This is a genomic window from Gillisella taibaishanensis (assembly GCF_001938985.1).
GTDB classification, from domain to species: domain Bacteria; phylum Pseudomonadota; class Alphaproteobacteria; order Rhizobiales; family Rhizobiaceae; genus Allorhizobium; species Allorhizobium taibaishanense.
Window position 1 is genome coordinate 474396 of the sequence record NZ_MKIN01000022.1, and the last position, 22341, is coordinate 496736.

Annotated in this window: 20 protein-coding genes and 1 tRNA gene; 13 read left to right on the forward strand and 8 right to left on the reverse strand. The window is 56.2% G+C overall.

Annotation, left to right across the window (positions count from 1 at the left end; all coding sequences use genetic code 11):
- Positions 1 to 128 precede the first annotated feature (128 nt).
- Positions 129 to 494 (forward strand): nuclear transport factor 2 family protein, encoded by a 366-nt coding sequence (locus BJF91_RS13370; protein WP_075615629.1) that lies wholly within the window; start codon positions 129 to 131, stop codon positions 492 to 494.
- Positions 495 to 725: 231 nt separating this feature from the next.
- On the opposite strand, the gene BJF91_RS13375 is transcribed toward BJF91_RS13370, so the two are convergent.
- Entirely contained in the window at positions 726 to 1157 is a 432-nt protein-coding gene (locus tag BJF91_RS13375) for a plastocyanin/azurin family copper-binding protein (protein WP_075614989.1), read from the reverse strand.
- 90 nt (positions 1158 to 1247) lie between these two features.
- Positions 1248 to 2645, reverse strand: coding sequence for an aminotransferase-like domain-containing protein (locus BJF91_RS13380; RefSeq protein WP_075614990.1), 1398 nt, complete (start codon positions 2643 to 2645; stop codon positions 1248 to 1250).
- Positions 2646 to 2795: 150 nt separating this feature from the next.
- Here BJF91_RS13380 and BJF91_RS13385 point away from each other — a divergent pair, with 150 nt between their 5' ends.
- Both BJF91_RS13385 and BJF91_RS13390 read left to right on the forward strand, forming a co-directional pair.
- A complete protein-coding gene (locus BJF91_RS13385; RefSeq protein WP_075615630.1) occupies positions 2796 to 3659 on the forward strand; it encodes a DMT family transporter in 864 nt (287 codons plus the stop codon).
- A 312-nt stretch (positions 3660 to 3971) separates the two neighbouring features.
- On the forward strand, positions 3972 to 4604 hold the full coding sequence (locus BJF91_RS13390) for an outer membrane protein (RefSeq protein WP_075614991.1): 633 nt from the start codon (positions 3972 to 3974) through the stop codon (positions 4602 to 4604).
- Positions 4605 to 4972: 368 nt separating this feature from the next.
- Here BJF91_RS13390 and BJF91_RS13395 read toward each other — a convergent pair whose 3' ends face one another.
- Positions 4973 to 5731 (reverse strand): SIMPL domain-containing protein, encoded by a 759-nt coding sequence (locus BJF91_RS13395; RefSeq protein ID WP_075614992.1) that lies wholly within the window; start codon positions 5729 to 5731, stop codon positions 4973 to 4975.
- A 184-nt stretch (positions 5732 to 5915) separates the two neighbouring features.
- Here BJF91_RS13395 and BJF91_RS13400 point away from each other — a divergent pair.
- Positions 5916 to 5991: transfer RNA gene (locus BJF91_RS13400), tRNA-Ile, on the forward strand.
- Between the two features lie 342 nt (positions 5992 to 6333).
- Here the strand turns inward: BJF91_RS13400 and BJF91_RS13405 are convergent.
- The 4 genes from BJF91_RS13405 to BJF91_RS13420 form a co-directional block, all read right to left on the reverse strand.
- Positions 6334 to 7227 carry a Mu-like prophage major head subunit gpT family protein gene (locus BJF91_RS13405; RefSeq protein WP_075614993.1) on the reverse strand — a complete coding sequence of 298 codons (894 nt, stop codon included), beginning with the start codon at positions 7225 to 7227 and terminating at the stop codon, positions 6334 to 6336.
- Positions 7228 to 7241: 14 nt separating this feature from the next.
- A complete protein-coding gene (locus tag BJF91_RS13410; protein ID WP_075614994.1) occupies positions 7242 to 8189 on the reverse strand; it encodes a phage protease in 948 nt (315 codons plus the stop codon).
- Positions 8182 to 8679 (reverse strand): hypothetical protein, encoded by a 498-nt coding sequence (locus BJF91_RS13415; RefSeq protein WP_075614995.1) that lies wholly within the window; start codon positions 8677 to 8679, stop codon positions 8182 to 8184. Before BJF91_RS13415 ends, BJF91_RS13410 begins: the two co-directional genes overlap by 8 nt.
- Before the next feature lie 448 nt (positions 8680 to 9127).
- Positions 9128 to 10606, reverse strand: coding sequence for a ParB/RepB/Spo0J family partition protein (locus BJF91_RS13420; protein WP_162843868.1), 1479 nt, complete (start codon positions 10604 to 10606; stop codon positions 9128 to 9130).
- 343 nt (positions 10607 to 10949) lie between these two features.
- Here BJF91_RS13420 and BJF91_RS13425 point away from each other — a divergent pair, with 343 nt between their 5' ends.
- From BJF91_RS13425 to BJF91_RS24785, 4 genes are all read left to right on the forward strand, one after another.
- The gene (locus BJF91_RS13425; RefSeq protein WP_075614997.1) at positions 10950 to 11669 is read left to right on the forward strand and encodes a hypothetical protein; all 720 of its coding nucleotides are present in this window, start codon (positions 10950 to 10952) and stop codon (positions 11667 to 11669) included.
- A 674-nt stretch (positions 11670 to 12343) separates the two neighbouring features.
- Entirely contained in the window at positions 12344 to 13345 is a 1002-nt protein-coding gene (locus BJF91_RS13430) for a nucleoid-associated protein (RefSeq protein WP_139310692.1), read from the forward strand.
- Positions 13342 to 14826 carry a hypothetical protein gene (locus BJF91_RS13435; protein WP_075614999.1) on the forward strand — a complete coding sequence of 495 codons (1485 nt, stop codon included), beginning with the start codon at positions 13342 to 13344 and terminating at the stop codon, positions 14824 to 14826. The genes BJF91_RS13430 and BJF91_RS13435 overlap by 4 nt, the downstream gene beginning before the upstream one ends.
- 1163 nt (positions 14827 to 15989) lie before the next feature.
- Positions 15990 to 16451 carry a hypothetical protein gene (locus tag BJF91_RS24785; RefSeq protein ID WP_139310693.1) on the forward strand — a complete coding sequence of 154 codons (462 nt, stop codon included), beginning with the start codon at positions 15990 to 15992 and terminating at the stop codon, positions 16449 to 16451.
- Between the two features lie 166 nt (positions 16452 to 16617).
- Here BJF91_RS24785 and uxuA read toward each other — a convergent pair whose 3' ends face one another.
- Positions 16618 to 17796, reverse strand: coding sequence for a mannonate dehydratase (gene uxuA / locus BJF91_RS13440; RefSeq protein WP_075615000.1), 1179 nt, complete (start codon positions 17794 to 17796; stop codon positions 16618 to 16620).
- Between the two features lie 152 nt (positions 17797 to 17948).
- Between uxuA and BJF91_RS13445 the strand changes: the two genes are divergently transcribed.
- The 5 genes from BJF91_RS13445 to BJF91_RS13465 all read left to right on the forward strand — a co-directional run bounded on the left by BJF91_RS13445 (position 17949) and on the right by BJF91_RS13465 (position 22300).
- Positions 17949 to 18671: a FadR/GntR family transcriptional regulator gene (locus BJF91_RS13445; protein WP_083943300.1), complete on the forward strand. Its 723-nt coding sequence runs from the start codon at positions 17949 to 17951 to the stop codon at positions 18669 to 18671.
- Position 18672: 1 nt separating this feature from the next.
- Complete coding sequence (locus BJF91_RS13450) at positions 18673 to 19458, forward strand: SDR family NAD(P)-dependent oxidoreductase (RefSeq protein WP_075615001.1); 786 nt, start codon at positions 18673 to 18675, stop codon at positions 19456 to 19458.
- A gap of 123 nt (positions 19459 to 19581) precedes the next feature.
- Entirely contained in the window at positions 19582 to 20655 is a 1074-nt protein-coding gene (locus BJF91_RS13455; protein ID WP_075615002.1) for a Gfo/Idh/MocA family protein, read from the forward strand.
- Entirely contained in the window at positions 20655 to 21476 is an 822-nt protein-coding gene (locus BJF91_RS13460; protein ID WP_075615003.1) for a sugar phosphate isomerase/epimerase family protein, read from the forward strand. The genes BJF91_RS13455 and BJF91_RS13460 overlap by 1 nt, the downstream gene beginning before the upstream one ends.
- On the forward strand, positions 21473 to 22300 hold the full coding sequence (locus BJF91_RS13465) for an alpha/beta fold hydrolase (protein WP_075615004.1): 828 nt from the start codon (positions 21473 to 21475) through the stop codon (positions 22298 to 22300). Before BJF91_RS13460 ends, BJF91_RS13465 begins: the two co-directional genes overlap by 4 nt.
- The last annotated feature ends 41 nt before the right edge of the window (positions 22301 to 22341 follow it).

Below are 22341 nucleotides of genomic sequence, written 5' to 3' on the forward strand. Positions count from 1 at the left end.
AGCAATGGCCTTCCGCCTTCATCATGGTTCAATCGACCAAGCACTATGAACTGCCATCTTGGACGGTCTGAGGATTGCATAAAGCGTTCGCACTGATAAATTCATGGACAGCCAGCGAGGTGCAAGCATTGACCCGCCTTGAGGAAATTCAGTCACTCGAAGAAGCTCTTCACCGCCCTGAAGTCAGGACGTCTCGAAAAGCTCTGCAGACGTTGCTCGCAGAAGAATTTGTGGAGTTTGGAGCATCAGGTCGCGTGTATGACCGGCAAACCACCATAGAGGCCCTTTTGGGAGAGAGCGACATAGATAGGGGCGAACTCCAGACAACGAACTATGCGTTGCAGCCTATTTCTAGTGACGCCGTGCTTTTGACGTACGAGGCGGAGCGCCTTTATCCTGATGGTTCAAAACGGCATGTTCTGCGAAGCTCCATATGGAAACACGACGGACGCAAGTGGCAAATGCTTTTCCACCAAGGGACAATCAAAGCTTAATGCCAAACGAAAGAAACCAGGCACGAAAAAGCCCGCATCGCTGCGGGCTTTCGAATGCCGGAGAGATCCGGTTGGTGGGGCATTCACCATGGATCAGCCGGAATCCCCTGGGGCGGGGGATTAGAGTTTGTCAGGGAAAAGTGGAACCCGGTTTTCCCGACAAGACAAACGAAAACAAAAGAATCGATAGTCTGCCTGGTTCAATCTGAACATGACAGACTCGAGGATGGTTCAGGGCGTGACGGTCAGCTTGCTCTGCATGCCGGCTTCGTAATGACCCTTGATGTTGCAGAATACCAGATAGCTGCCGGGCTTCAGCGTGACTTTCAGCTTGCCATCGGCGCCGGGCTTCAGATCGGAGACTTCGCCGAGGCTCTTCAGCTTCTTCTCATCGACCCGGTGCTTGGCGGCGTCGAGGGGGATCTTGGCATCCGGCGAGGCCAGTTTCACCACGATCATCTCGTGATTTTCCGACATGGCATCGTTATGGACGTGGAACACGGCAGGACCGGCAGCGACGGTTGCCGGCTCCAGCTTCAGGCCCATGGCGCCGCCGCCCTCGCCGGTTTCGGTGACCTTGATGTCCGTTTCTGCGGCAAGCACCGCCGTGCCGAACAGGCTGACGGCAACGAGGACGGTGGCAAAGCTGGTTTTGGCGATCATGGGGGAAACTCCTGATAACGTTGGTGTTGCCCCGTTATGCCCCTGCTTGCTGACAGCGATCTGAACAAGCAGGATCCGACTAAATCCCCCTCACCCCTTGCGAGGCAACCTGGCCTTCAGCGAGGCACAAACCTTGGGATCATCCATCTGCGCCACGTTGAAGCGCATGAAGCGTCCGGCATTTTGCGAGAGGCTGAAGACATTGCCAGGCGCGAGAATGACGCCGTCGGTCAGGCACTGGCGGGCGAGATCGGCGCTATCGACGCCTTCGGGCATTTCACACCATAGAAACAGCCCCGCCTTCGGCAGCAGCCAGGGCACCAGCCCGAGACCGGCAAGATCCTTCGCGGCCTTCTGCCGCGCGCTGGCAAGCCGTGTCTTCAATCCCTCCAGATATTTGCGATAGCCGCCATCGGTCAGCACAGCCAGCACCATTGCGGCCGCCAATTGCCCGCCGCCAAAGCTGGTGGCGATCTTCAGGTCGCTCAAGCCTTCGATCCAGTCCGGTCGGGCGGCGACATAGCCGCAGCGCATCGAGGCCGACAGGGTTTTTGAAAAACTGCCGATCTGTACAACCCGGTTCAAACCGTCAAAAGCCGACAACCGGGCCGATGCCACGTCCTCGAAATCGGCAAAGATGTCGTCTTCAACAATGGTCAGCCCAGCGCGGTCAGCAAGCGTCAGCACCCGATGCGCATTGACCGCCGAAAGGCTGGCGCCGGTCGGATTGTGAACCCCTGAATTGGTGATGTAGAGCCTCGGCCGATGTGTTTCGAGAATGGCGGCAAAGGCAGCAAGGTCCGGCCCGTCAGCCAGGTAGGGCACGCTGACGATCTTGGCGCGATGCGCCCGCAGCAGTGCATGAAAATTGAAATAACAGGGATCATCGACCAGCACGCAATCGCCCGGCTCCAGAAAGAACCGGCAGATCAGATCGATGGCATGAGTGCCGGATTCCGTCAGCATGATCGCATCAGGCCCAACGCTTAAGCCGTGATCCGCCAACCGCCGGGCCAGCAGCTGCCGAAGGCCGGGCAAGCCCAGCGGCGAACTGTAATCCGTCAGCACGGCGTCATCGGCCCGGCCAAGCGAGCGCAGCGCGCGGCGCAATGCCGCCTGCGGCAACCACTCGGGTGGCAACCAGCCGCAGCCGGGCTTGAGCACGTCGGCCCCGCTTTCCAAAGATTGCCGGGAGACCCAGAGCGGATCGATGTCGCGCTCCAGCCGCGGCCCGATATCGACCAGGGAGAAAGGCGCAAGCGGCGCCGCCACGAAAAAACCCGAGCCCGGGCGCGAGCGGATCAGCCCTTCCGCCGCCAGCCGCTCATAGGCTTCGACCACCGTGGACACCGACACCTGCATCGCGCGTGCAAAGGCGCGCACCGATGGCAGCCGCGCGCCCGCCACCAGGCTGCGCGAGGCAATGCGGCTGCGTATGGCCTGCATGACCGTTTCGATCCGGCCGCTACGCTGCACATTCGTATCCATCGCCAAACATCCTCGTCCGTACTGCACCTTCAACCATAACAGTTCTTGGAAATTGTACTGCATCATCTCTGGCAAAACCATCCGTGCGGCGCAAGAAAGATGGGACGTCGGAAGCAGGAGAGAAATGAGAGCATCACCATGACCAACAGCATCAACAAAACGACGAGCGGACTGATCAACGGATTTCTGGGCATGCTGATCTTCAGCGGTTCTCTGCCGGCTACCCGCGCGGCCGTCGCCAGTTTCGACCCTCTTTTTCTGACGGTTGCCCGGGCCAGCATTGCCGGTGCGCTCGGCTGTGGCCTGCTGCTCGTCTTCCGGCAAGTCAGACCAACCAAGCGGGATCTAGCCGCGCTGGCCATCGTGTCGCTTTGCGTCGTGATCGGCTTTCCGCTTTTGACGGCGCTGGCCCTGCAGCACATGACGTCTGCGCATTCGCTTGTGTTCATCGCGCTGCTACCGCTCTCGACCGCTATGTTCGCCGTCTTGCGCGGCGGCGAGCGGCCGCGACCGGTCTTCTGGCTATTTTCCGGTCTGGGCAGCCTTCTGGTGATCGGGTTTGCGCTCAGTCAGGGTGCAGGCAGCGCGTCTGCCGCCGATCTCCTGATGATCTCGGCGGTACTGATGTGTGGCCTCGGCTATGCCGAAGGGGCCAGCCTCTCGCGCCGGTTGGGTGGCTGGCAGGTGATCTGCTGGGCCCTGACGCTCGCTCTGCCGCTCAGCCTCATCGCCGCCGTCATCACCATGCCACCGGCGCTTGCCGTTGTTACGCCAGGAGCCTGGGCTGGCCTTGCCTATGTCTCACTGTTCAGCATGCTGATCGGTTTCATCTTCTGGTATCGCGGCCTCGCCCAAGGCGGCACCGCTGCCGTCGGCCAATTGCAACTGCTACAGCCCTTCTTCGGCCTCGGGCTCGCCGCCGCCCTGCTGCATGAAGCGGTCAGCCCGGCACTGCTCGCCACCACGCTCGGCGTCGTCTTCTGCGTTGCCGGCGCGCGCAAGATGGCACGGTGACCCCGCGCTTAAAGACGGAACGGTCACCACAAACGGCCCCATTCTGCCCTACCAGGCACAGTTCGGTTATCCACACCTCTAAGCACAGGAAACATTAACCCTGACGTAAAAATGCACAGGCGACGTCAGTCTGCAATGCCCGTATGCCGGAGGCCAAAAGCGCCGAAACACGCACGCTGAGCGCGAGTGAAGCGCTAAAGGCGACTGAAATGCAGTTATGAATTGCATAAATAGTTGCAGAAAAGTGACATACACGCGGCGCGGTTAGCGTTATGTGCCACACGTATTAGAACGTAAGTGGAGACAAAGATCATGAAATTTATTCTTTTAGCAACCGTTGCCCTGCTTGCCACTGCCGGCGCCACCATGGCCGCAGACGCGATTGATCAGGTTCCGACCGCCCCCGCAGCCGTCGAAACCCCGGCTGCATTTTCCTGGGCTGGCGGCTATGTCGGCGTGCTGGGCGGCTACGGCTGGCTGGATGCTACCCTGTCGCAGGGCGGCGCGTCTCTGAGCGACAATTTCGACGGCGGCCGCATCGGCGGCTTCGGCGGCTGGAATTTCGACGTTGGCCATAACGTCATTCTCGGCGTCGAAGGCGACGTGAATTACGATTGGAACGAAAACAGCTATTCCGGCGTCAAGGTCGGCACTGATGTTTCCGGCTCTGCCCGCGCCCGCGCCGGCTACGCGATCGACCGCGCCCTGCTGTTCGTTGCCGGCGGCTGGACCGCAAGCCGTGGTTACATCAAGGCGCCAGGTGCCGAAGTAAAGGAAACCTTCAACGGCTGGACGATCGGCGCAGGCGTCGATTACGCAATCACCAACCGCATCTTCACCCGCGTTGAATATCGTTACAACGATTACGGCAGCAAGTCGTTCAGCGGCATCGACTTCGACACCAAGCAGAACGTCGTCAACGTCGGCCTCGGCGTGAAGTTCTGATCTACTGATCCGGTATCTTTGTGGATGCCGCAGTCGTCATGATAATGCCCCGGTCATTTGGCCGGGGCATTTTACGTTCAACAGGACGGCCTCTGCATATTTCCTTATTACCGCGCTGTAGGCCTCGCGCATCATCAGACGCAGGACGCTGCAAGGCATTAACCCATCAGCAGAACCTCTTGAATCGACTCAGATTTGAGATCTTCATCGGTCATCTGGAGAGGGCCGCATATTCCGACCCAACCATCGATTCTACCGCACCGAACGCGTCGCCTCTTATGGGTCTTTGCCTCAACACCGGTCAGCCGACGACGTTATAGCCGTGTCAACGACACCCGATCTCGCAACCCGCAAAGCCTCAAGACAGCCTACTGCTCGAGAGCAAAGCTGACATTGACGGTAACGCGATAGGCATTTTCGCCTGCGGCAACCGGCATCGGCGCCGGTGCCACGTCACGGGCCATGGCCGTTTTCATCATCATGGCCGGCTCGAAGGGCCGCACCGTGTTTTCATTGATGGAAATGATCCGCCCAAGCTTGACGCCCGCCGCCTGCGCCAGGGTCTTCGCCTTGTCGACCGCATCAGCCATCGCGGCCTTGCGCGCCTCGGCAAGCGCTGCATCCGGCTTTTCGTTTGTAAAGTGGATCTCGCCGCCCTGGTTGACGCCGAGCGCCACGGAAGCGTCGATCACACCACCCAGTTTGCTAAGATCGCGCACCCGAATCGTCAGACCGTTGCTGACCGAATAGCCTTCGATGACAGGCGGCTGGCTACTGGCCTTGTTCTCCGGCACCTGCCGATAGCGTGGGGTGATCTGAAAGCCGGAGGTCTGCAGATCGCGATCCGCAAGTCCCTTGTCCTTCAGCGCCTGCAACACTTTGGCCATCGCCTGGTTATTGGCCTTCAACGCCGCCGCCGCATCCTTCGCCTCGCTGACGACGCCGAGCTGCATCATCGCCATATCAGGCGCCAGCGACACCTCACCCTCCCCCGACACATTCACCGCAGCCTCCGGCCGCACGGCCTCCTGGGCCATTGCAGGCGTCGCCATCAGTGGCAAAGCCACAAACGGCGCCACCCAAACCACCGACGCCACAGCAAACGTGAACCGCCTCAAACCACTCATGATATCCTCCAAATGCCCAATCCAACGGCCTCACCACAAAGACCGCTCCACGCAACCGCGCGCCGCAATACACCTCTTGCGAAACCATTGCGGCAAACACTTGTCCCCATGGTACTTTTCGGCTAGAGCGTGTCCAGGGACGATTGGAACCATTGCCAACCCCTCCGCCGGCGCACAGCCTGCCGGGCCTGTAGCTCAATGGTTAGAGCCGGCGGCTCATAACCGCTTGGTTGGGGGTTCGAGTCCCTCCGGGCCCACCACTTTTCCTATATTTCAAAGGGGTTTAGCGGCAACATGGCTAACCTTTGTTCTCGTAATATTCCGCTGTAGCTCGCCACGGACTTCCGGAATTTTGACACGCAGATCCGGAAAAACCAAATTTCCGCAGGGGACACAAAAGCGCATTCGATTCGGCGTCAGAGGCATCTTTTATTTTCCGTACCTTTGCGCAATTTTCCACCAAATCGAGCGGCGCGGGTTTGGTTGGGGTTAACATTAAGGTACGCTCATTATTTCTGCGGTAGCACAAAACAATCAGACGACGCAGGAATATTGCGCCGTCTGGCATGTTACCGTCAGCCTCAAGTTAGGAGAAGAAATGATCAGCCAAGCCAGGGCGTAACAAGCAGGTCCAAAGAGTCATGCCACGGATTACTTGCGCCATTCGCCCGCGTCTGAGACATAATCAATTCCCTTGCGGCCTCTTCCAACGACGGACCGACGACCAGCACTGTTGGCTTTACACCTAGCAGACGGCCATTATCGCCACGCAAGCTCATCATTGAGGCGCGTGCAGCAGCGTACCTGCTGTTATCGAGAGGTCGCTTCGATCCCCATGCCAGTTGCCAAAGACCAAACCCTGCATTCGAGCGCGCGCGAACGCCATAAATATATTCATCACGGAAAAAGACGTTCTCATCGTTTTCCTGGTCTAACCGGGTCAACCGCGGCTTAATGCGGTCCTGAAATATGATTGGTTTGATCGCTCGGCTTCCGTCGAGCAAAAACCAGGGCTCGCCGCTCCCGCCATCCGTGTTAGCAACGGAAATTACATTTCCATTCTCATCAAGTGTGGCATGATCAGGGTCGAAGAAATACTGGCCATCATAGCATTTGGTAGTGAAGCCAGATTTCAGAAGGTCATAAACAAGTTCATTTGGATGCTCGGCAGCGGCCTGCCCCAGTTCCTGAAAGAGCGGGCTTAGAATGCCATACTGGTCATCTTCAAAATCTTCGCGCCTGACCCGTATTGTGTTCTCAAATTTGCGGTTCTCGATAGAAAAGCTGTGAGCTTCGAGATTATTGAGTATCCGATCGCCGAGCCATTCCCGCATCTTCGGAATTTGGCCTAGCCAGCGATAGATTTCGCTGGACGCACTCGATGGCACAATCATCGCAACCTTTTCGTACGTCGACTGTGCGCTACCAAAACCCTTATCAAAGGACACTTTGAAGCCAGTGAAAGCGTTCTCAATATTCGCGCGGTTAATAAGCATATGCGGATCCTTTGCTATTCGCCGATTTGGGCGCTGATGAATTCGGCTTCGGACAGCCCCATGATGCGGCAAATCGCTAGCTGATCTTCGCTCAGCTTAGTGGTGGCTTTAGAGTAATAGGCGCCTTGAACTTGCGAGCTCATCACCTGCGTGAAGAACGGTCCGGTGCGCTCAACGAAACTGTCAAGTTGTGGCTTGTTGACGGAGCATAGGTTGAGCGCCCACTCCCGGAGAAACGGTGCAAGGGATCCAGACCTGATAAGTCCCGACACATGAGTTTCCGCAGCCTGCTGGCTGATGCCTTGGCGAAGTTTATTGCCTTCAGCGACAACCCGTTCAAAGTCGCCAATAGAAACAAATTTCGTGGGGTCAGGGTGAGCGCTGTTTGATGCCGCCATCAAAGCCGAAATTGCCTCTCGAATAGCGCCGAAATCAGCATCAGAAGCCAAGCCGAGTAACGTTCGAAGTTCGGTGAGTTGCACTTCATTCATGGAAAATACCTCCGATCGCGCCACGGCGGTCAAATCTAGGTTGGGAGTGTTGGTGAGGGCGACGTTTAGAATGCGCTTCACCATCCCTTTGGCGTCATGGTGAAAAACTGGCGACAGATAACGGTAAGCCCTTTGGCGGATCATTTTCGCCGCTTCAGGTGTCCACTTTACATGCGCCCAGATGCCATCTGAGCGCGCTTGCAACGAGGCTATCCAGCCAGCAGCCGGAGCAGGTTTGCCGCTGTGCGCGGCATTTACAGACTGATGCTCAAAATCCACCAGCATCTGGGTTTTGCCGTGATAGCGGCGGGTCTCAGCCATGACGCTGTCTGGATCAACTACCGTGTAGGGACCTCGTCCATCGCGACCTGAGACCGTACCCAGCGGCAATATGTGTATCCATTGCCTGTCATCAGAATTGATTTTCTCTGAGACTAGCGTTGAGGCTGCGCTTGACAGAATGTCAGCCATGATGGCCCTCGCCGCTTGTCAAGTTCACACGCACAACGAGGCCCAAAGCTACGGCTTCATCAATATGAGCACTTAACGCCCTGCATTTATTGCGTATGGATGACTTACGGCGCTCTTGATCTGACTTCAGCCACCCTCTTACGGCAACATCTGTAGACGAGAGCCGCGTCGCGATATCGGGATTTTTCAATCCCTTGGATCGAAGATACCGAGCCAGAAACTTCTTCGCAGTGGGAACCCGATAGCTTTGCGGATAGCCAGCATTGAGAAGGCTTTCGCCCAAATCACGTGCTTTGTCCTTACCGTAGAGAACTGCGATCCTATTGCGGCTCTGAATGGCCTTTTCGCTCAAGCGTATATATGTTCCGCCGAACAACATCAGGAATTCGGACCCTTTACCAAATCCGAGGACTTTGATGATCGGCACCAAGTGAGCGTCGACGTTTGCCGAGACTTCCTTACCCGCAGTATCTGTCCAAGTCAGCTTCATGAGATTGAATTTTCCTGCAATGAACTGAGTGCAGGATACTCGCCGCAAGGATTTGCAGACAGCCACAAGGCTTTATTGATAAACGGGAAAAGTGCAGGTTACTGTATATTTCAGACGATATAGCCGAAGATACGTTTGGCCATCAATGACAGCCGGGAAATCGCCGGTCCGGTTTGGTGATCCCGTCCTGGCAACGGCGACACTGCTACGGGGAATGTGGCGTCCCCCCTTTGATGGCCAACCAATGGCGGACCACTATCTAGCGTTCCTAATGCATCCCCTTTTAACGGAACCCAACTAGTGGGCCGGACAGCAACGCACCTCAATGACCACACAAACTCTATAAGCGCTCGATGAAATAACTGTTGCAATAGAAAGCCGCTGACGCGATTTTTGCGACGCTGAAAGAAAACCCTCCACTCAACTCGTCCAATCGCGCCCAAGGCCTTCAAAACGGCTTCAAAATCGATCTCTGGTCGAAGTCCCACAGCACGTCTATCGCACTATAGCGTCCAGCCTCTTCCGGCTTCTGGAGGATTTTCATAACGCGGTACGCCGCGTCTTCCAAATCACAGCCCGAATCAATTAAATCCGAGATCTCTTCTTGCTGATTTCCGCTCAACTTGTGAGCTTCCTTCGTGATCCAGAAGTCACTTTGAACCTCAAGTGTATATACCAGCCGTTTGGCCAAACCAGCGCTTACACCTTGTTTTGTCAATTTCTTGAAAAGTTTCACGCGAGGCGGATCAGGTGGGCGGCCTCGCTTTGCCTTTCTGGATTTTGCGGCTTTAGCCTTCGCGCGTTGCTTCTCAAACGTCTCACGGCGCGCCGCCTCTTCCGCGTTGATCTTGTCGGAAAGGCTTTGCGCTCCATAAGCTAACTCGTCCGCCTCACTTTCAATCTCAGCCTTCATTTCTTCGAGCTGATCATATGTAAGCTTGGCGGAAAGAGTGGCATAAGGGTTTTGCATCATCCGCCATAAGGGCGAAGTGTTACCGGGAACAGGAATAGGAAGCGGCGATGGAAAGCTGGCAGGCCACGGGTCAATCGGCTTCATAATCGCACCAATCTTACCAAGTGCTGCCGCGCGACGATCTCTGGGCATTCCTGCCCATGCATCAGTGAATTGCTTCTCTCGCCAGTCGCCTGTTTCCATACGCCCAACGCTTTGACGCCCTGACGTCGGATCAGCGATCCGCAACACGCGGTCTAAATCTGGCTGAATTTTCAATGCCTCGGCAATGCCCGCTTGCTGCGGCAAGCTCATTTTCCTGAGCTTTAGAAGCCGCCCCTGGTCGTCAGCATAGCGTGTCCCACGAAGTGCGTCTCGAAGTGACCGCTCAAGGCTACCGATCTGGAACAGACGCCATCCGACCGTCTTAGATATACTGAAATTACCACTTAAGTCTTTGTAAAAACCGGATTTTTTAAGATATTCGCTCTTTTCATGGAGAGTTTCACTTTGAAATCTTGAACGTCTATCACCTCCCCAGCCAGGGGAGCCATTACATTCAATCCACCACTCCACATAACGGACAACATGCTCTCCCTTCTCCAATTGAGGGAGATTAGCGACGCTTAAATTGTCGCTAATTTCGAGCATAAGCGCTTCGGCCTTTAGGCGCAAGACAGCGTTGATTTCCTTAAAACCGAGGATTTCCATGGCCCGCAGACGCCTGCCGCCGTAAATTAGCGTGTATTGCCGACCTTCACCTTTTGCATGACTTTTATAGACCGCGATTGGGTTCAACTGCCCCTCGCGTTCTATAAGTCGCGCAAGCGCGTGCGCCGCTGCCTCGTCAACCGGTCGGATGCGATCTTCCGGAACATGGATTTTATCGATAGGAATAGAAATAGTTTCGACCAACGCAGCCCCGCCCTTAAGCACCGAAACACGTTGAAACGACAGCAGCCTCAGTTCTGGCACGCAGTGGCAATAAGCATCCAGACACGTAATTGCTTACGGGCTTATCGCTCATTTCAGCAGCCCTTTTTGCGATAGAACACCTTCCAATAAACGCCTAATACCCTCCGGCCTCGTAGGAAGGTCAGCTTCCGTCTTTCGAAAGGTGTCTATAGCCTCAATCATCTGGCGCGGTAGCCGCACGGTTACCGCTTCAGTATCAACCTGGGGCCGTCCTGTTTTTGCCATTTTGACTTTATGCCATTATCTATTGACCGAATAGATTCATGATGTCATAAAGTCAACAGCCGCGCAAGGTGCTACCAACACCCGACGCGGCCTAACCGCAGGCAAAGGAGTTCACCCCATGCCCGAAGCTGTAGCCAGCAATAGCAGATCTATGTCCGAAGGTCAGCACTCGTTCAAGACAGACCTCACAGCCTTCCTTGAAACAATACAAGAGCTTCACGCCCTAACCATTATGCTTTCGAGCCTACTCTCAGCCAGCGGCCTGGAAAGCGAAGCATCCGGTGTTGCAGGACTATTTCGACGGCAGATATCCGATCTCGATGAAATTTATAAAGCCGTAAAGTCTGACCTATCGAAACCAACTGAAAGAGCAATAACGGCAACAGAAAAACCGAGGCAAAGCAACGTTAACGTTCAATTCAAACTCTACAATCACATTCTTAACCTAATCAAAGTCATCCGGATTGAAACCGGAGAACCGGTCTACGCCACACATGAAGAATGGCCCGAAGCCATTCAAAAAACTATCATCGGCCTTGCGCAAAGCTATGTCGATAAAGTGTTCAACAAGATGGAAGACAAAACAAGCGAGATGGAAGCTGGAAGTCTGCTTCCATGGATAGAGGCCATTATTCGCCGTGAACTGCTGAACGAAAAGCCATCCGCGCCGACCACGATGTTACGCGATAACTTCATTTTCGACAGTATAGAAAGTGGATACTCAACCGCAGACATTGCTCAAGTGCTTGGCCTATCGCGCCACGCAATTGATAAAGCCGTATATCGCCTCAAGCGGCCAATTCATGGGGCAACTACGCAGCAATCAACGGCAGGCTAACAGCCCCAATCAATTAAATTACAAGGCACTCTGGCAAACCTGAGTGCCTTTTTATGTCGATTTCGTATCGACGTTTTGTCATTCACAGCCGCGACGACTTTCGACAATTTCGGTCTATCGAACAATTCGTCTTAAGGACTGTCACATGCCCACTCTCGCCGAACGAACACGCAACCAATACCCGGCGACAAATGTCATTCCCGCTTGGCTCCTTTTCTATTGGCGAGTGTTGCGCACAACAGCCGCAGGCGATTATGCAAAAGCTTGGGCAATGTTACCCTCGGCGCTTCCTATGAATGTAACGTGCCCGACAGTGGAAGGTCTTGCCGCAATGTTGGTATATCATCATCTCATTGACGAGCAATAAAAACGTATTACACAGAGGCTCTTAAATTTTGAAAATCTCAAAAAATGCGATTTATATTTACATAAGCATAATAATTTATAATCGAATTTGAGGTGGAATTAGAAGCCATTTAATACGTGAATCTCATTTATTTTAGAGCTTTCATTCTAGACGTTTGCGCAGTTAAGCCTCAACCAAAAAGCTGCCATCTTCATTAGGCCGAGGTCTTTCCATTACCCGTCGACCATGATAGAACAAAGTGTGAACGAATTGCATTCTCGATCAGAATCTGTAGTTTGATCTTCAAGTGATTTGGTTGGGGGATGTAATGCAGTTATCAGAGGAAGAGATAGAAAACCTTTCTATCGACAAGTTTATCTTTCACGTCGTTCATCATCATAATGATGAACCGATCCTTCTTGATGAGACACCTATTGGCGATTTTGAGGACTTCTTCCTCGAAAGGGCGATGGAGACGTTGCAAGGCAATCATTTTACCTTCGCAGATGGTTCGATAACCAGAACATTGCTCAAGCAAGTTCTCGATGACGAAAGCCAGTTCGTGCCGGTGTCAAAAACGCTGGCGCAAACCTTCCACGCTGGGAGGGACAAACGGATCAAGCCAGGTGTGATGATCCTAATGAGGTTGGTCACCGGACAGCGCAAGCTGTTGTCTGTGCTGAAATATGACCACGAAGAGGCAGTCACCTACGACATTACCGAAGATGCCAAGGCAATTCTGAAAGCAATCGCGAATTCGTTTACTAAGTCAGCCGACGCGCTACAGAAATCAGCCTTGATCGAGATTGTCGATGGCGAAGGTGATGACGACGACCACATCGTGGTCGTTGACAAAACAGTTCGCCACGAGATCACCGATTTTTTCCGCGGATTTCTCGCATGCAAGCGCCTTTTAGATGATAAGCAAATGACCCAGGCCGTCGAGGCGCTGGTCGTTGAGGTGGTCAAAAAGCATCAGAACGACCTGCCAAACGACATCACCCAGCGTGTGCGTGATCGGTACTACGACACGGTCCAGAACCGCGAAAACTTCGATGCTGCCGAGTTCTTCGCCGAATTTTTCGGCGCACATGGCAGCGCTGCAGTGCGAGCCAGCTTTGACAAAGGGTTGGTTAAAAAAGGCATGGAAGGTGAGGTCTTCAGGTTCGACAAAGGTGCTGTTAAAAAGCAGCGTCCACAGAAGTATAGGACTGCTGAAGGTGTAAAGATTGACGTGCCGGAGCAGGCCTCGGATACCATGAAAACTGCGACGACGGCAGCGGGCAGCACCGTAATCACTATCACCACAAGTCGATTGACGAATCTATGACGCTCGAGGAGATGATCGAACTCGGTGTCGTGTTTCAGCGATTAGCCGCATCGGAAGGTGCGGTCTTTGCCGAGACGACGCTAGTCTGCCGGGTCGATCAGATCTCGAACATCGCCGCTACGGATTTTATTCAGATTTCTGAATTGGCCTCGGCATTGGCCCAGGCCAAATTGGGAACGCTGTCCATGTTCGGGGAAATCAGCGGGCCGATTGACCTCGTCAACGGGGACGTTTCGAGCATAGAGGGTGAAGCTGTCGCCGTTCGTTTGACAAAAAACGTTGAAGCGCAGGCGGCGTATTTCATCACTCGAACAGGTTTCGAGGCAGCCCTCTGTGATTCAGAGTTCATGCTTACCACTCGCAAAATATGGATCGCCGAAGACTTTTCACCCTTTGCCACGAGGTCGTGCGTTTATGCGCCATGGAGCGGCACGGTCGACCAGAAACATCTAGACGACACCTTCGACAGCCCACGCAGATTGGTTCGGGACCAGAGCTACCAGTTATCGCCAATCGACATCCGGCCTTGGTACCTTATGATTCCAGGTGACGAGAGTTCGGAGATTTTCGTTTCTTGGAAAGAAGCTGCCGTCAAGAACCTGATCTTTTGCCTACCAACCGAAATTCGAGCCTCGGACGCAGGCAGACAGGTCGTGCTGAAAGGTGCCAAGTCTACCTTCGCCGATGTCGATCTCAGCAAGCCTCAATCTCAGCTTTTTGACGTTGTCACCGATGCAGTCCGTTGGGTCTACGATCAACGGCGTGACACCGAGACGAAGTTCCACCTTCTCAACAACCACTTGGCGCTGTATTGGCCGGAGAAGGCCAAGTGGCCGATGGCTCTTGCTAGCGTGTTGGACCACGCGTTGGCCAGCGCTCGAGAAGCCTTTGCCTTCCACCTGCAGGATGACAGCAAGGAAGCAATCAAATCCTTAGGCGATCTCCGGAAGGCCCTGCAGGAAGAGGTTGCGCGATCGCATATAGCCACGCGCGATCTTTTGGCCGCTCTCTGGCGAGATGCAGCAATCGCGGGTGCGGCATTTGCGTTGCGTTCGGCCACAACGAACTCGTCTGCTGTGATAACTGCGTCGTTGGGCGCGGCGACACTGCTGTTTGCGAGCTTACTGACGACAATCGTCTCAAATTGGAGATTTGATGTTCTCGCCAAGCAAGTTCGCGTTCAATGGCGGCAGCGTCTTTACGCCTTCATGTCTGACAAGCAGTGGGATGAACTAGTGACCCAACCAATTTCTCGGGCTCGATGGGTCTATCGGGCTTCAGTTTTCCCAGTGGTCGCAGTCTATGGTGTGCTGATTGGTGCACTCCTGTGGGTAGTATATCCCGCCGAAGTTGTGGCAGCAGTAGATTTCATCTTTGCCCTGCTATCGAACGCTTGGCGGTTGGTCGGTGACCTATGGGATTGGATGACGCCCGCACCAATCCTGCCGTCATCCCCTCCATCGGCAGTGACACCTTCATAACACACTTTAAAGTCAGCGGATGCGACGATTGGCCAAATGAACGAACTGCAGATTGCAGATGATGGATCTCGGTCTCGATTGAAAAGAATTTTTCGAGCGCGCGTTGTCGTAAGATGAACTATAGAACGCTGGCAGTAATGTCCGATTTGGACCAAAAGCGAACGCTTGAATGAGCTTTGTGCGAACGTCTAAAAAGGCGACGCAAGCGGTCACAGAGATGGTCAGCGCTCTTTGAGAGCTATTCCTCACCGGCACCCCAAACCGGAGAGTTCATCCCGGCCCCTTATTCGCCATCACCGTTTGCCTCGAAAGCAGAGCATAAGTATGAAATTTTCTGGCTTCAAAATGGAAGCACTTAAGCCGTTACTTTCGTTGAATGAAATTGGTTTTTTATTAGAAAATACCAACTTGGATTTTTATGATTTAAAATTTCATCCAAAATCAGCGGAAAATGGTACCGTTATCGAGAAGCGGCTTTCAGAGTAATTGTTGGGCGTCAAAATCAGATAATACCCACATATGGAACTTGGCGCCCCAAGATACGCCAATATCAGCGACAGAGCGGATGAAATTTGCTGATGGCTCCCTGCGCGGCCTAGTGCGATGTTTTAAGGTCGATATTTTGCCGGAGCAAATAATCGCCGCGTGAATGTTTTACGTTTGGTCTTCCGGTATGCCAGGAATGCAAGAGCGCTCGCTCAATTATCTTGATTAGTGCGCGATATCAGCCATTTGGATGGGCATTGCGGATCCTTTGAAGAATCTTTGAAAGCGAAGGGCAGATCTAGGGCCATCCCGCCTTTGGGGCATTTCAAAAAAGGAATCGCACGGCGATCTGACACGCATGCGCCTCTAAAAAGAGAAGCGGAATATCTTTCCGAAACAATTGCTTCCGCCTGTGCCCGGTTGATCTCATATATTCCCACGAATTCCAGACGCATATGTCAGACAACAGTGCCTATTGTCATCGGCATTGGCTTACTGATTTTCTGGCACTGATCCCCGGCCTTGACCTCGCCAGCGCCGATCAAACCGCCATCGCCTCCGACTAAATCAGCAATATCGGCCCTATGCGGACATTGCGGATGTTGCTAGGCGGCGCATATGCTTGCCCAGATTAGGTATCCTGCTATCAATACCATTTTCCGGGAGTCAAGGAGCCGATGCGCAGTCTAATTTTCATCCTACTAGCATTATCGTCGCCAATTACCTCATTCGCGGCTGAGTTTTCGCGTGAACCCGGCAGCAACGGAACTGACTTGATCTTTGTTGAAGGAATACTATCCGATGGCGATGAAGTAACGTTTCGAAAAATGGCAACGACATCGGACAAGGCAATTGTTGTCCTCGACAGTGAAGGTGGCGCCGTAAAAGCAGGCCTAGAGATAGGTCGCGCCATCCGCTTACGCGGCTTCGCTACAGCCGTCACACCCGGTACACTTTGCGCGTCAGCTTGCGCATTAACATGGCTGGCAGGCAGCCCGCGGCTTATCAGCCACGCGTCAAAAGTTGGGTTTCATGCAGCTTACCGGCTGATTGATGGAAAGGCGACCTTGTGCATTCTCAGCGCTGCAAAAAGCAGCAGAACCCTGTGTAACAGGCAATTGAGCTGGGCTGTGCGGTGAAAGCCTTGGTCTCTTCTCCCCGACGGGGAGAAGTCCCCGGCAGGGGGATGAGGAGGGCCAAGCCCACAAAATCCTTTGCATCATGCTCTTTGCAGCTGTGGACCATCCGTCAGCTCTGTTTCGGCAACATTCGCCCCGCTTCCATGAGAGACCGCCCTCGCCCCCCTCACAAAAACCGCCGTGCCATGCGCATCGCGCCGCGCAGTTCGGCGAGACCCTTCAGGCGGCCGATCAGGGAATAGCCGGGATTGATCTTCGCCTTGCCGATGTCGTCGGCCAGCAGGTGGCCGTGGTCTGGGCGCATGGGGATGGTGGCGTCGGGGCGGCCTTGTTGTTCGCGGCGGATTTCTTCCCGGGTGAGCGCGATCACCACGGCTTCCATGTCGGTCGAGCCGTCGAGATGGTCTGCCTCGTGGAAGGAGCCGTCGCCTTCGAGCGTGACATTGCGCAGGTGGGCGAAATGGATGCGGCTGGCGAATTCGTCGACCATGGCGGGCAGGTCGTTATCGGGCCTTGCACCGTAGGAGCCGGTGCAGAAGGTCAGGCCGTTTTCCTTGTTATCAACAGCAGAAAGGATGGCGCGGGCGTCATCCGCCGTCGAGACGATACGCGGCAGGCCAAATAGCGAGAATGGCGGATCGTCGGGGTGAATGCAGAGGTTGACGCCGCATTCGACAGCGACAGGCACGATCTGGCGCAGGAAATAGAACAGATTGTCGCGCATCGTCGCGGCATCGATGCCGCGATATTCGGCCAGCGCCTCGCGAAAGGCCGGGCGGTCGTAGACCCGCTCGGTGGCCGGCAGGCCGGCGATCAGGTTGCGCTCGATGCGCAGCGCCTTCGCTTCGTCCATGGAGCGGAAGCGGGCTTCGGCCTCCGTGATCCGGCTCTCGACATAGTCGTCGGCGGCACCCTCGCGCTTCAGCACGAAGATGTCATAGGCGGCGAAATCCACGGCATCGAAGCGCAGCGCCAGACCCGTCGAGGGCATCGGGTACATCAGATCCGTGCGCGTCCAGTCCACCACCGGCATGAAATTATAGCAGACGGTGCGGATGCCGGCCTTGGCCAGCGCCCGGATGGTCTGCTGGTAGTTGGCGATATAGCGCTCGCGCTCGGGCGCGCCGATCTTGATCGAATTGTGCACCGGAATGCTTTCGACCACCGACCAGACAAGGCCAGCCGCCTCGATCTTGGCCTTGTGTTCGAGGATCTCGGCCTCCGGCCAGGCAGAACCGTCGTAGATGTGATGCAGCGCCGTGACGATGCCCGTGGCGCCTGCCTGCCTGATATGTTCGAGCGGCACCGGATCATTACTGCCATACCAGCGAAAACATTCCTGCATCACGACCTCCCTGAAGTTCTTATCATTGGCCTGAAATTCCTATTTGTTGGACCACAGTGCGATTTTTTTGGCAATATGGTACCGGTTAAAAATATTCAGTGGACATTTTCACAATTGCGTCCAACAATTGCAGCATCGATCCGGGAGGGGATATGACGATTGCCGAGATGAAGCCCCAGACCAAACCGGCTGGCTCTTCCGCCGTGGAGCGGATGATCGGCAATATCCAGCACATGATTGCCGAGCGAAATCTTGCCTTTGGCGATGCCCTGCCGACCGAGCGGGAACTTGGCCTTTTGTTCGGCGCCAGCCGCAATACGGTGCGCGAAGCCCTGCAATGCCTGCGGGCCTATGGGGTGATCAGTATCCGTCCCAAGACCGGCGCCGTGCTGACCAACCGCCAGAGCCATGCCGTCGACCGGATGATGACCTTGCACCACGCCATCTCGCCCGCCTCGTTCCGCGAGGTGCAGGGATTTCGCAAGGTGGTGGAAACGGGCGCCGGCGAAATCGTGCTGATGCGCGCCAGCGACGAGGATCTTGCCCTGCTCGATGCCGCCAATCGCAAGGTGCGCGAGAGCGTCACTGTCGCGGAGGCCGCCGCCAACGACTTCGCCTTTCACGATCTGCTGGTGAAGCTTGCCGGCAACAGCGTGCTACATGCCAGCTACCAATCGCAGCGCAGCGCCATTCTCGACCTGATGCGGATCGGCAAAGGCAATCAGCCGATCCATCAGGCCACGTTCGATGCGCATCAGGAGATCATCGAGGCTCTCAGGTCGAAAGATCGCCTCGCCTTCAGCTACCTCCTCAGCCACCATCTGGATTTCGGCCTGAGGTTTATCGAAACAGACAGCATGACCGCGGGAGACTGAGATGGGAGAATTTGAGGGCCGCATTGCCCTGGTCACGGGCACCTCAGGCATCGGGCGGGCCTGCGCGCTGGATCTCGCCCGCTCGGGCGCCAGCGTCTTCTGCCTCGGCATCGACGCTACGGCAAATGACGAATTGCGTGCATTGGCGGCTGGCGAAGGGCTGACATTGGAGGTTCATTCCTGCGACGTCTCGATCCCTTCGCAAGTCGAGGCTGCGTTTGCAGCCTTGCAGGACCGGTTCGGCGGGCTCGATGTGATCGTCAATTCGGCCGCCATCCATCCCTATGGCACCGTTGTCGACACCGATCCGGATCTGTTTCTCAAAGCCTATGCGGTCAATGTCGGCTCGATCCAGCTCACCGCCCGGTCCGGCATTCCGATGATGCGGGCGCGCGGCGGCGGGGCGATCGTCAATATCTCCTCCGTACAAGGCCAAGCCTGCCAGAAGAATGTCGCCGCCTATGTGGCGACCAAGGGCGCCATTCATGCCTTGACGCGGGCCATGGCGCTGGACCATGCCGGCGACCGCATCCGGGTCAATTCCGTCAGCCCCGGCTCGGTGCGCACCCCGATCCTGGAACTCGCCGCCCGCACCTTTGATGGCGATGGCGCCGATATCGAAGATGTCTTCCGCCGTTTCGGCGCGGCTCATCCCATCGGCCGGATCGGTGAGCCGGAGGAAGTCGCCGCACTCGTCTCCTTCCTAGCATCTGATCGGGCGGGCTTCATGACCGGCGCCGATTACCGGATCGATGGCGGTCTGCTGGCAGGCCTGAGTGTGCAATAACGAAATCCGGCATCGCTTCATTTGCATCATTTTGCGCTTTTAAGCGTTTTTATGCGCATGGCTTCTTGACACCAGGCGCAGGAGAGCGACATTCTCCCAGTGCAGTCAGTGGAGGAGAATGGCATGCACAAGCAGGATCGACAGCTGCGCGTCGGGATACTCGGCTGCGGGCCGATTGCGCAGTTCGCGCATTTCGAATCCACGGTCAAAGGTCACAACACCAGGCTCTACGCTATCTGCGATGCGGCTGAGGATCTCGCTGCCCGGATGGGCGCGACCTATGGGCCGGACAAGATCTATCATGACTATGACGCGATGCTGGCCGATCCGGAATTGGAAGCGGTGATCATCGCCACGTCGGATGCCTTTCACGTACCGGCGGCGATGCGGGCGCTGGAGGCCGGCAAGCATGTGATGTGTGAAAAGCCTGTCGGCCTTGATGTCGAGGAGGTCGAGGCGTTGGCGCAGACCGTGCGCCGCACCGGGAAGATCCTGCAAATTGGCCATATGAAGCGCTTCGATCCCGGCATCGAGGCTGCTAAGCGCTTTATCGACGAGGAAATGGGCGAGCGGCTGGCGCTGAAGGCCTGGTACTGCGACAGCACCCACCGCTACACCATGACCGATGCGGTGCAGCCGCTGCCGGTTCTGTCGAAGGCAGCGCTGAAGCCCAAGGACAATCCGAAGGCCGATCTCAAACGCTATTACATGCTGGCGCATGGCAGCCATCTCGTCGACATCGCCAGGCATCTCTGCGGGCCGATCGACTGGGTCAGGGCCCGGCTGCTGCAACGGTTCGGCGCCTATAGCTGGTTTGTGGAAACCGGCTTTGCCGATGGCACGCTCGGCCATCTGGATCTCACGGTCGCGGTGCGCATGGATTGGCACGAGGGCTTCCAGCTCTACGGCGAGCATGGCAGCGTCATCGCGAAAACCTATAATCCCTGGTATTACAAGTCGAGCGATGTCGAGATCTTCCGCGAACGCACCGCAAGCTATGAGCGGCCGCTGGGCGCCGATGGACATTTTTATCGCCGGCAGTTGGAAGGCTTTGCCGACAGCGTTCTCGATGGCGCGCCAATGCTGGGCGCCGACATCGAAGACGGGATTGCTTCGGTCAAGGCCATGGCGGCGATTGCCCGGTCCGTCGAGACCGGTGAAGCCGTGGATGTTGCCAGCATGACGGGAGCCGTGTGATGCAGGCAGGCATCTTCGCAAAGACCTATGCCGGAACCGATCCTGCGACCGTCCTCGCGCGCGCTGCCGCTGATGGTTATGCCTGCGTCCAGTATAATCTCGCCTGCTCCGGTCTGGCGCCGATGCCCGATCACGTCAGCGATGCGGCGATAGCCGAGATCGACGCCGCGAGGCGCGCAACTGGCGTCGGCATCGCCGCCCTTTCGGCCACCTACAACATGATCCATCCCGATCCGGCCCAGCGGCAACAGGGTCTCGAGCGCTTGAAGGTCAGCCTTCAGGTTGCCGCGCGTCTCGCGATCCCCGTGGTGACGCTCTGCACCGGTACGCGGGACGGCGAGGATCAATGGCGCCACCATCCCGACAATGCCACGCCTGAAGCCTGGCGCGATCTGGTGGAGCAGATGGCCGCAGCAGCCGCCAGCGCCGATGCGCTCGGCATCCGGCTCGGCATCGAGCCGGAACAGGCCAATGTGGTGCGCGATGCCGAAGATGCGGTACGGTTGATGCGTGAGGTGGCGTCGCCCTCGCTCGGTATCGTGCTTGATCCCGCCAACCTGTTCGAGCGCGCCGATGCGGCAGAGGCCCGTGATATTGTTGCCCATGCCATCGACAGGCTCGGCGACCGCATCCTGATGGCGCATGCGAAAGATCGCGACGCGAGTGGCGCCTTTGTCAGCGCCGGGCGCGGTGTGGTGGATTTTCGCGATATCATCGCACGTCTGTCGGCGATCGGCTTTGACGGCCCTGTCGTCACGCATGGGCTATCGGAAGCTGAGGCACCCGATGTTTGCCGCTTCCTCACCGGACTGCTGTCATGAGTGCATTTTCACATACGCAGCGGGATGGACGCAGCGTGCATGTCGAGGATCACGGCTCAGGGCTGCCTGTATTTTTCCAGCATGGGCTGGGTGGCGACCGCAATCAGGTGGCCGACAGTTTTCCAGCCGAGCTTGCCTGCCGGCGGATCACCATGGAATGCCGTGGCCATGGCCTGACCGGCCTCGTCGCAGGTGAACCCGTTTCGATTGCGGGCTTTGCAGACGATCTTCTTACACTTGCCGATGCGCTTGGCTTTGAAAAATTCGTGGTCGGCGGCATCTCCATGGGCGCGGCGATTGCGCTGCGCATCGCAATTACGCATCCCGAGCGGGTCGCGGGTCTGATCCTGGTGCGTCCGGCCTGGATCTCGACGCCAGCACCGCCATCCATGGCACCGTTTTGCGTCGCCGCCGATCATCTGCGCCGCCTTGGCGCTGACGGCCGCGCTGCCTTTCTAGCATCACCGACCGGTCAGAAGCTGGCCGCCGAGGCACCTGACAATCTCGCGTCGCTGTCAGGCTTCTTCGATCGGTCAGAGCCACAGGCCTTCGCAGACGTCCTCGATGCCATTGCCAGCGATGGCCCAGGCGTCGACTATGCCGATATCTGCGCCCTATCCGTGCCAACGCTGGTGGTGGGGCATGATCTCGACCTCGTCCACCCGCTCGCCTATGCGCGCACGCTTGGCGATGCGATACCGAACGCGCATCTGGCCGAGATCACGCCAAAGGCCGTGGACAAGGCGCGCTATAGCGCCGAATTGCGGGCGGCCATTACCGCCTTTATCCGACATCTCGACACCTCCAGGGAGAACCGCCCGTGACCGACACTGCTGCCAATAACTGGCTCGAAACCCTGCCGAAA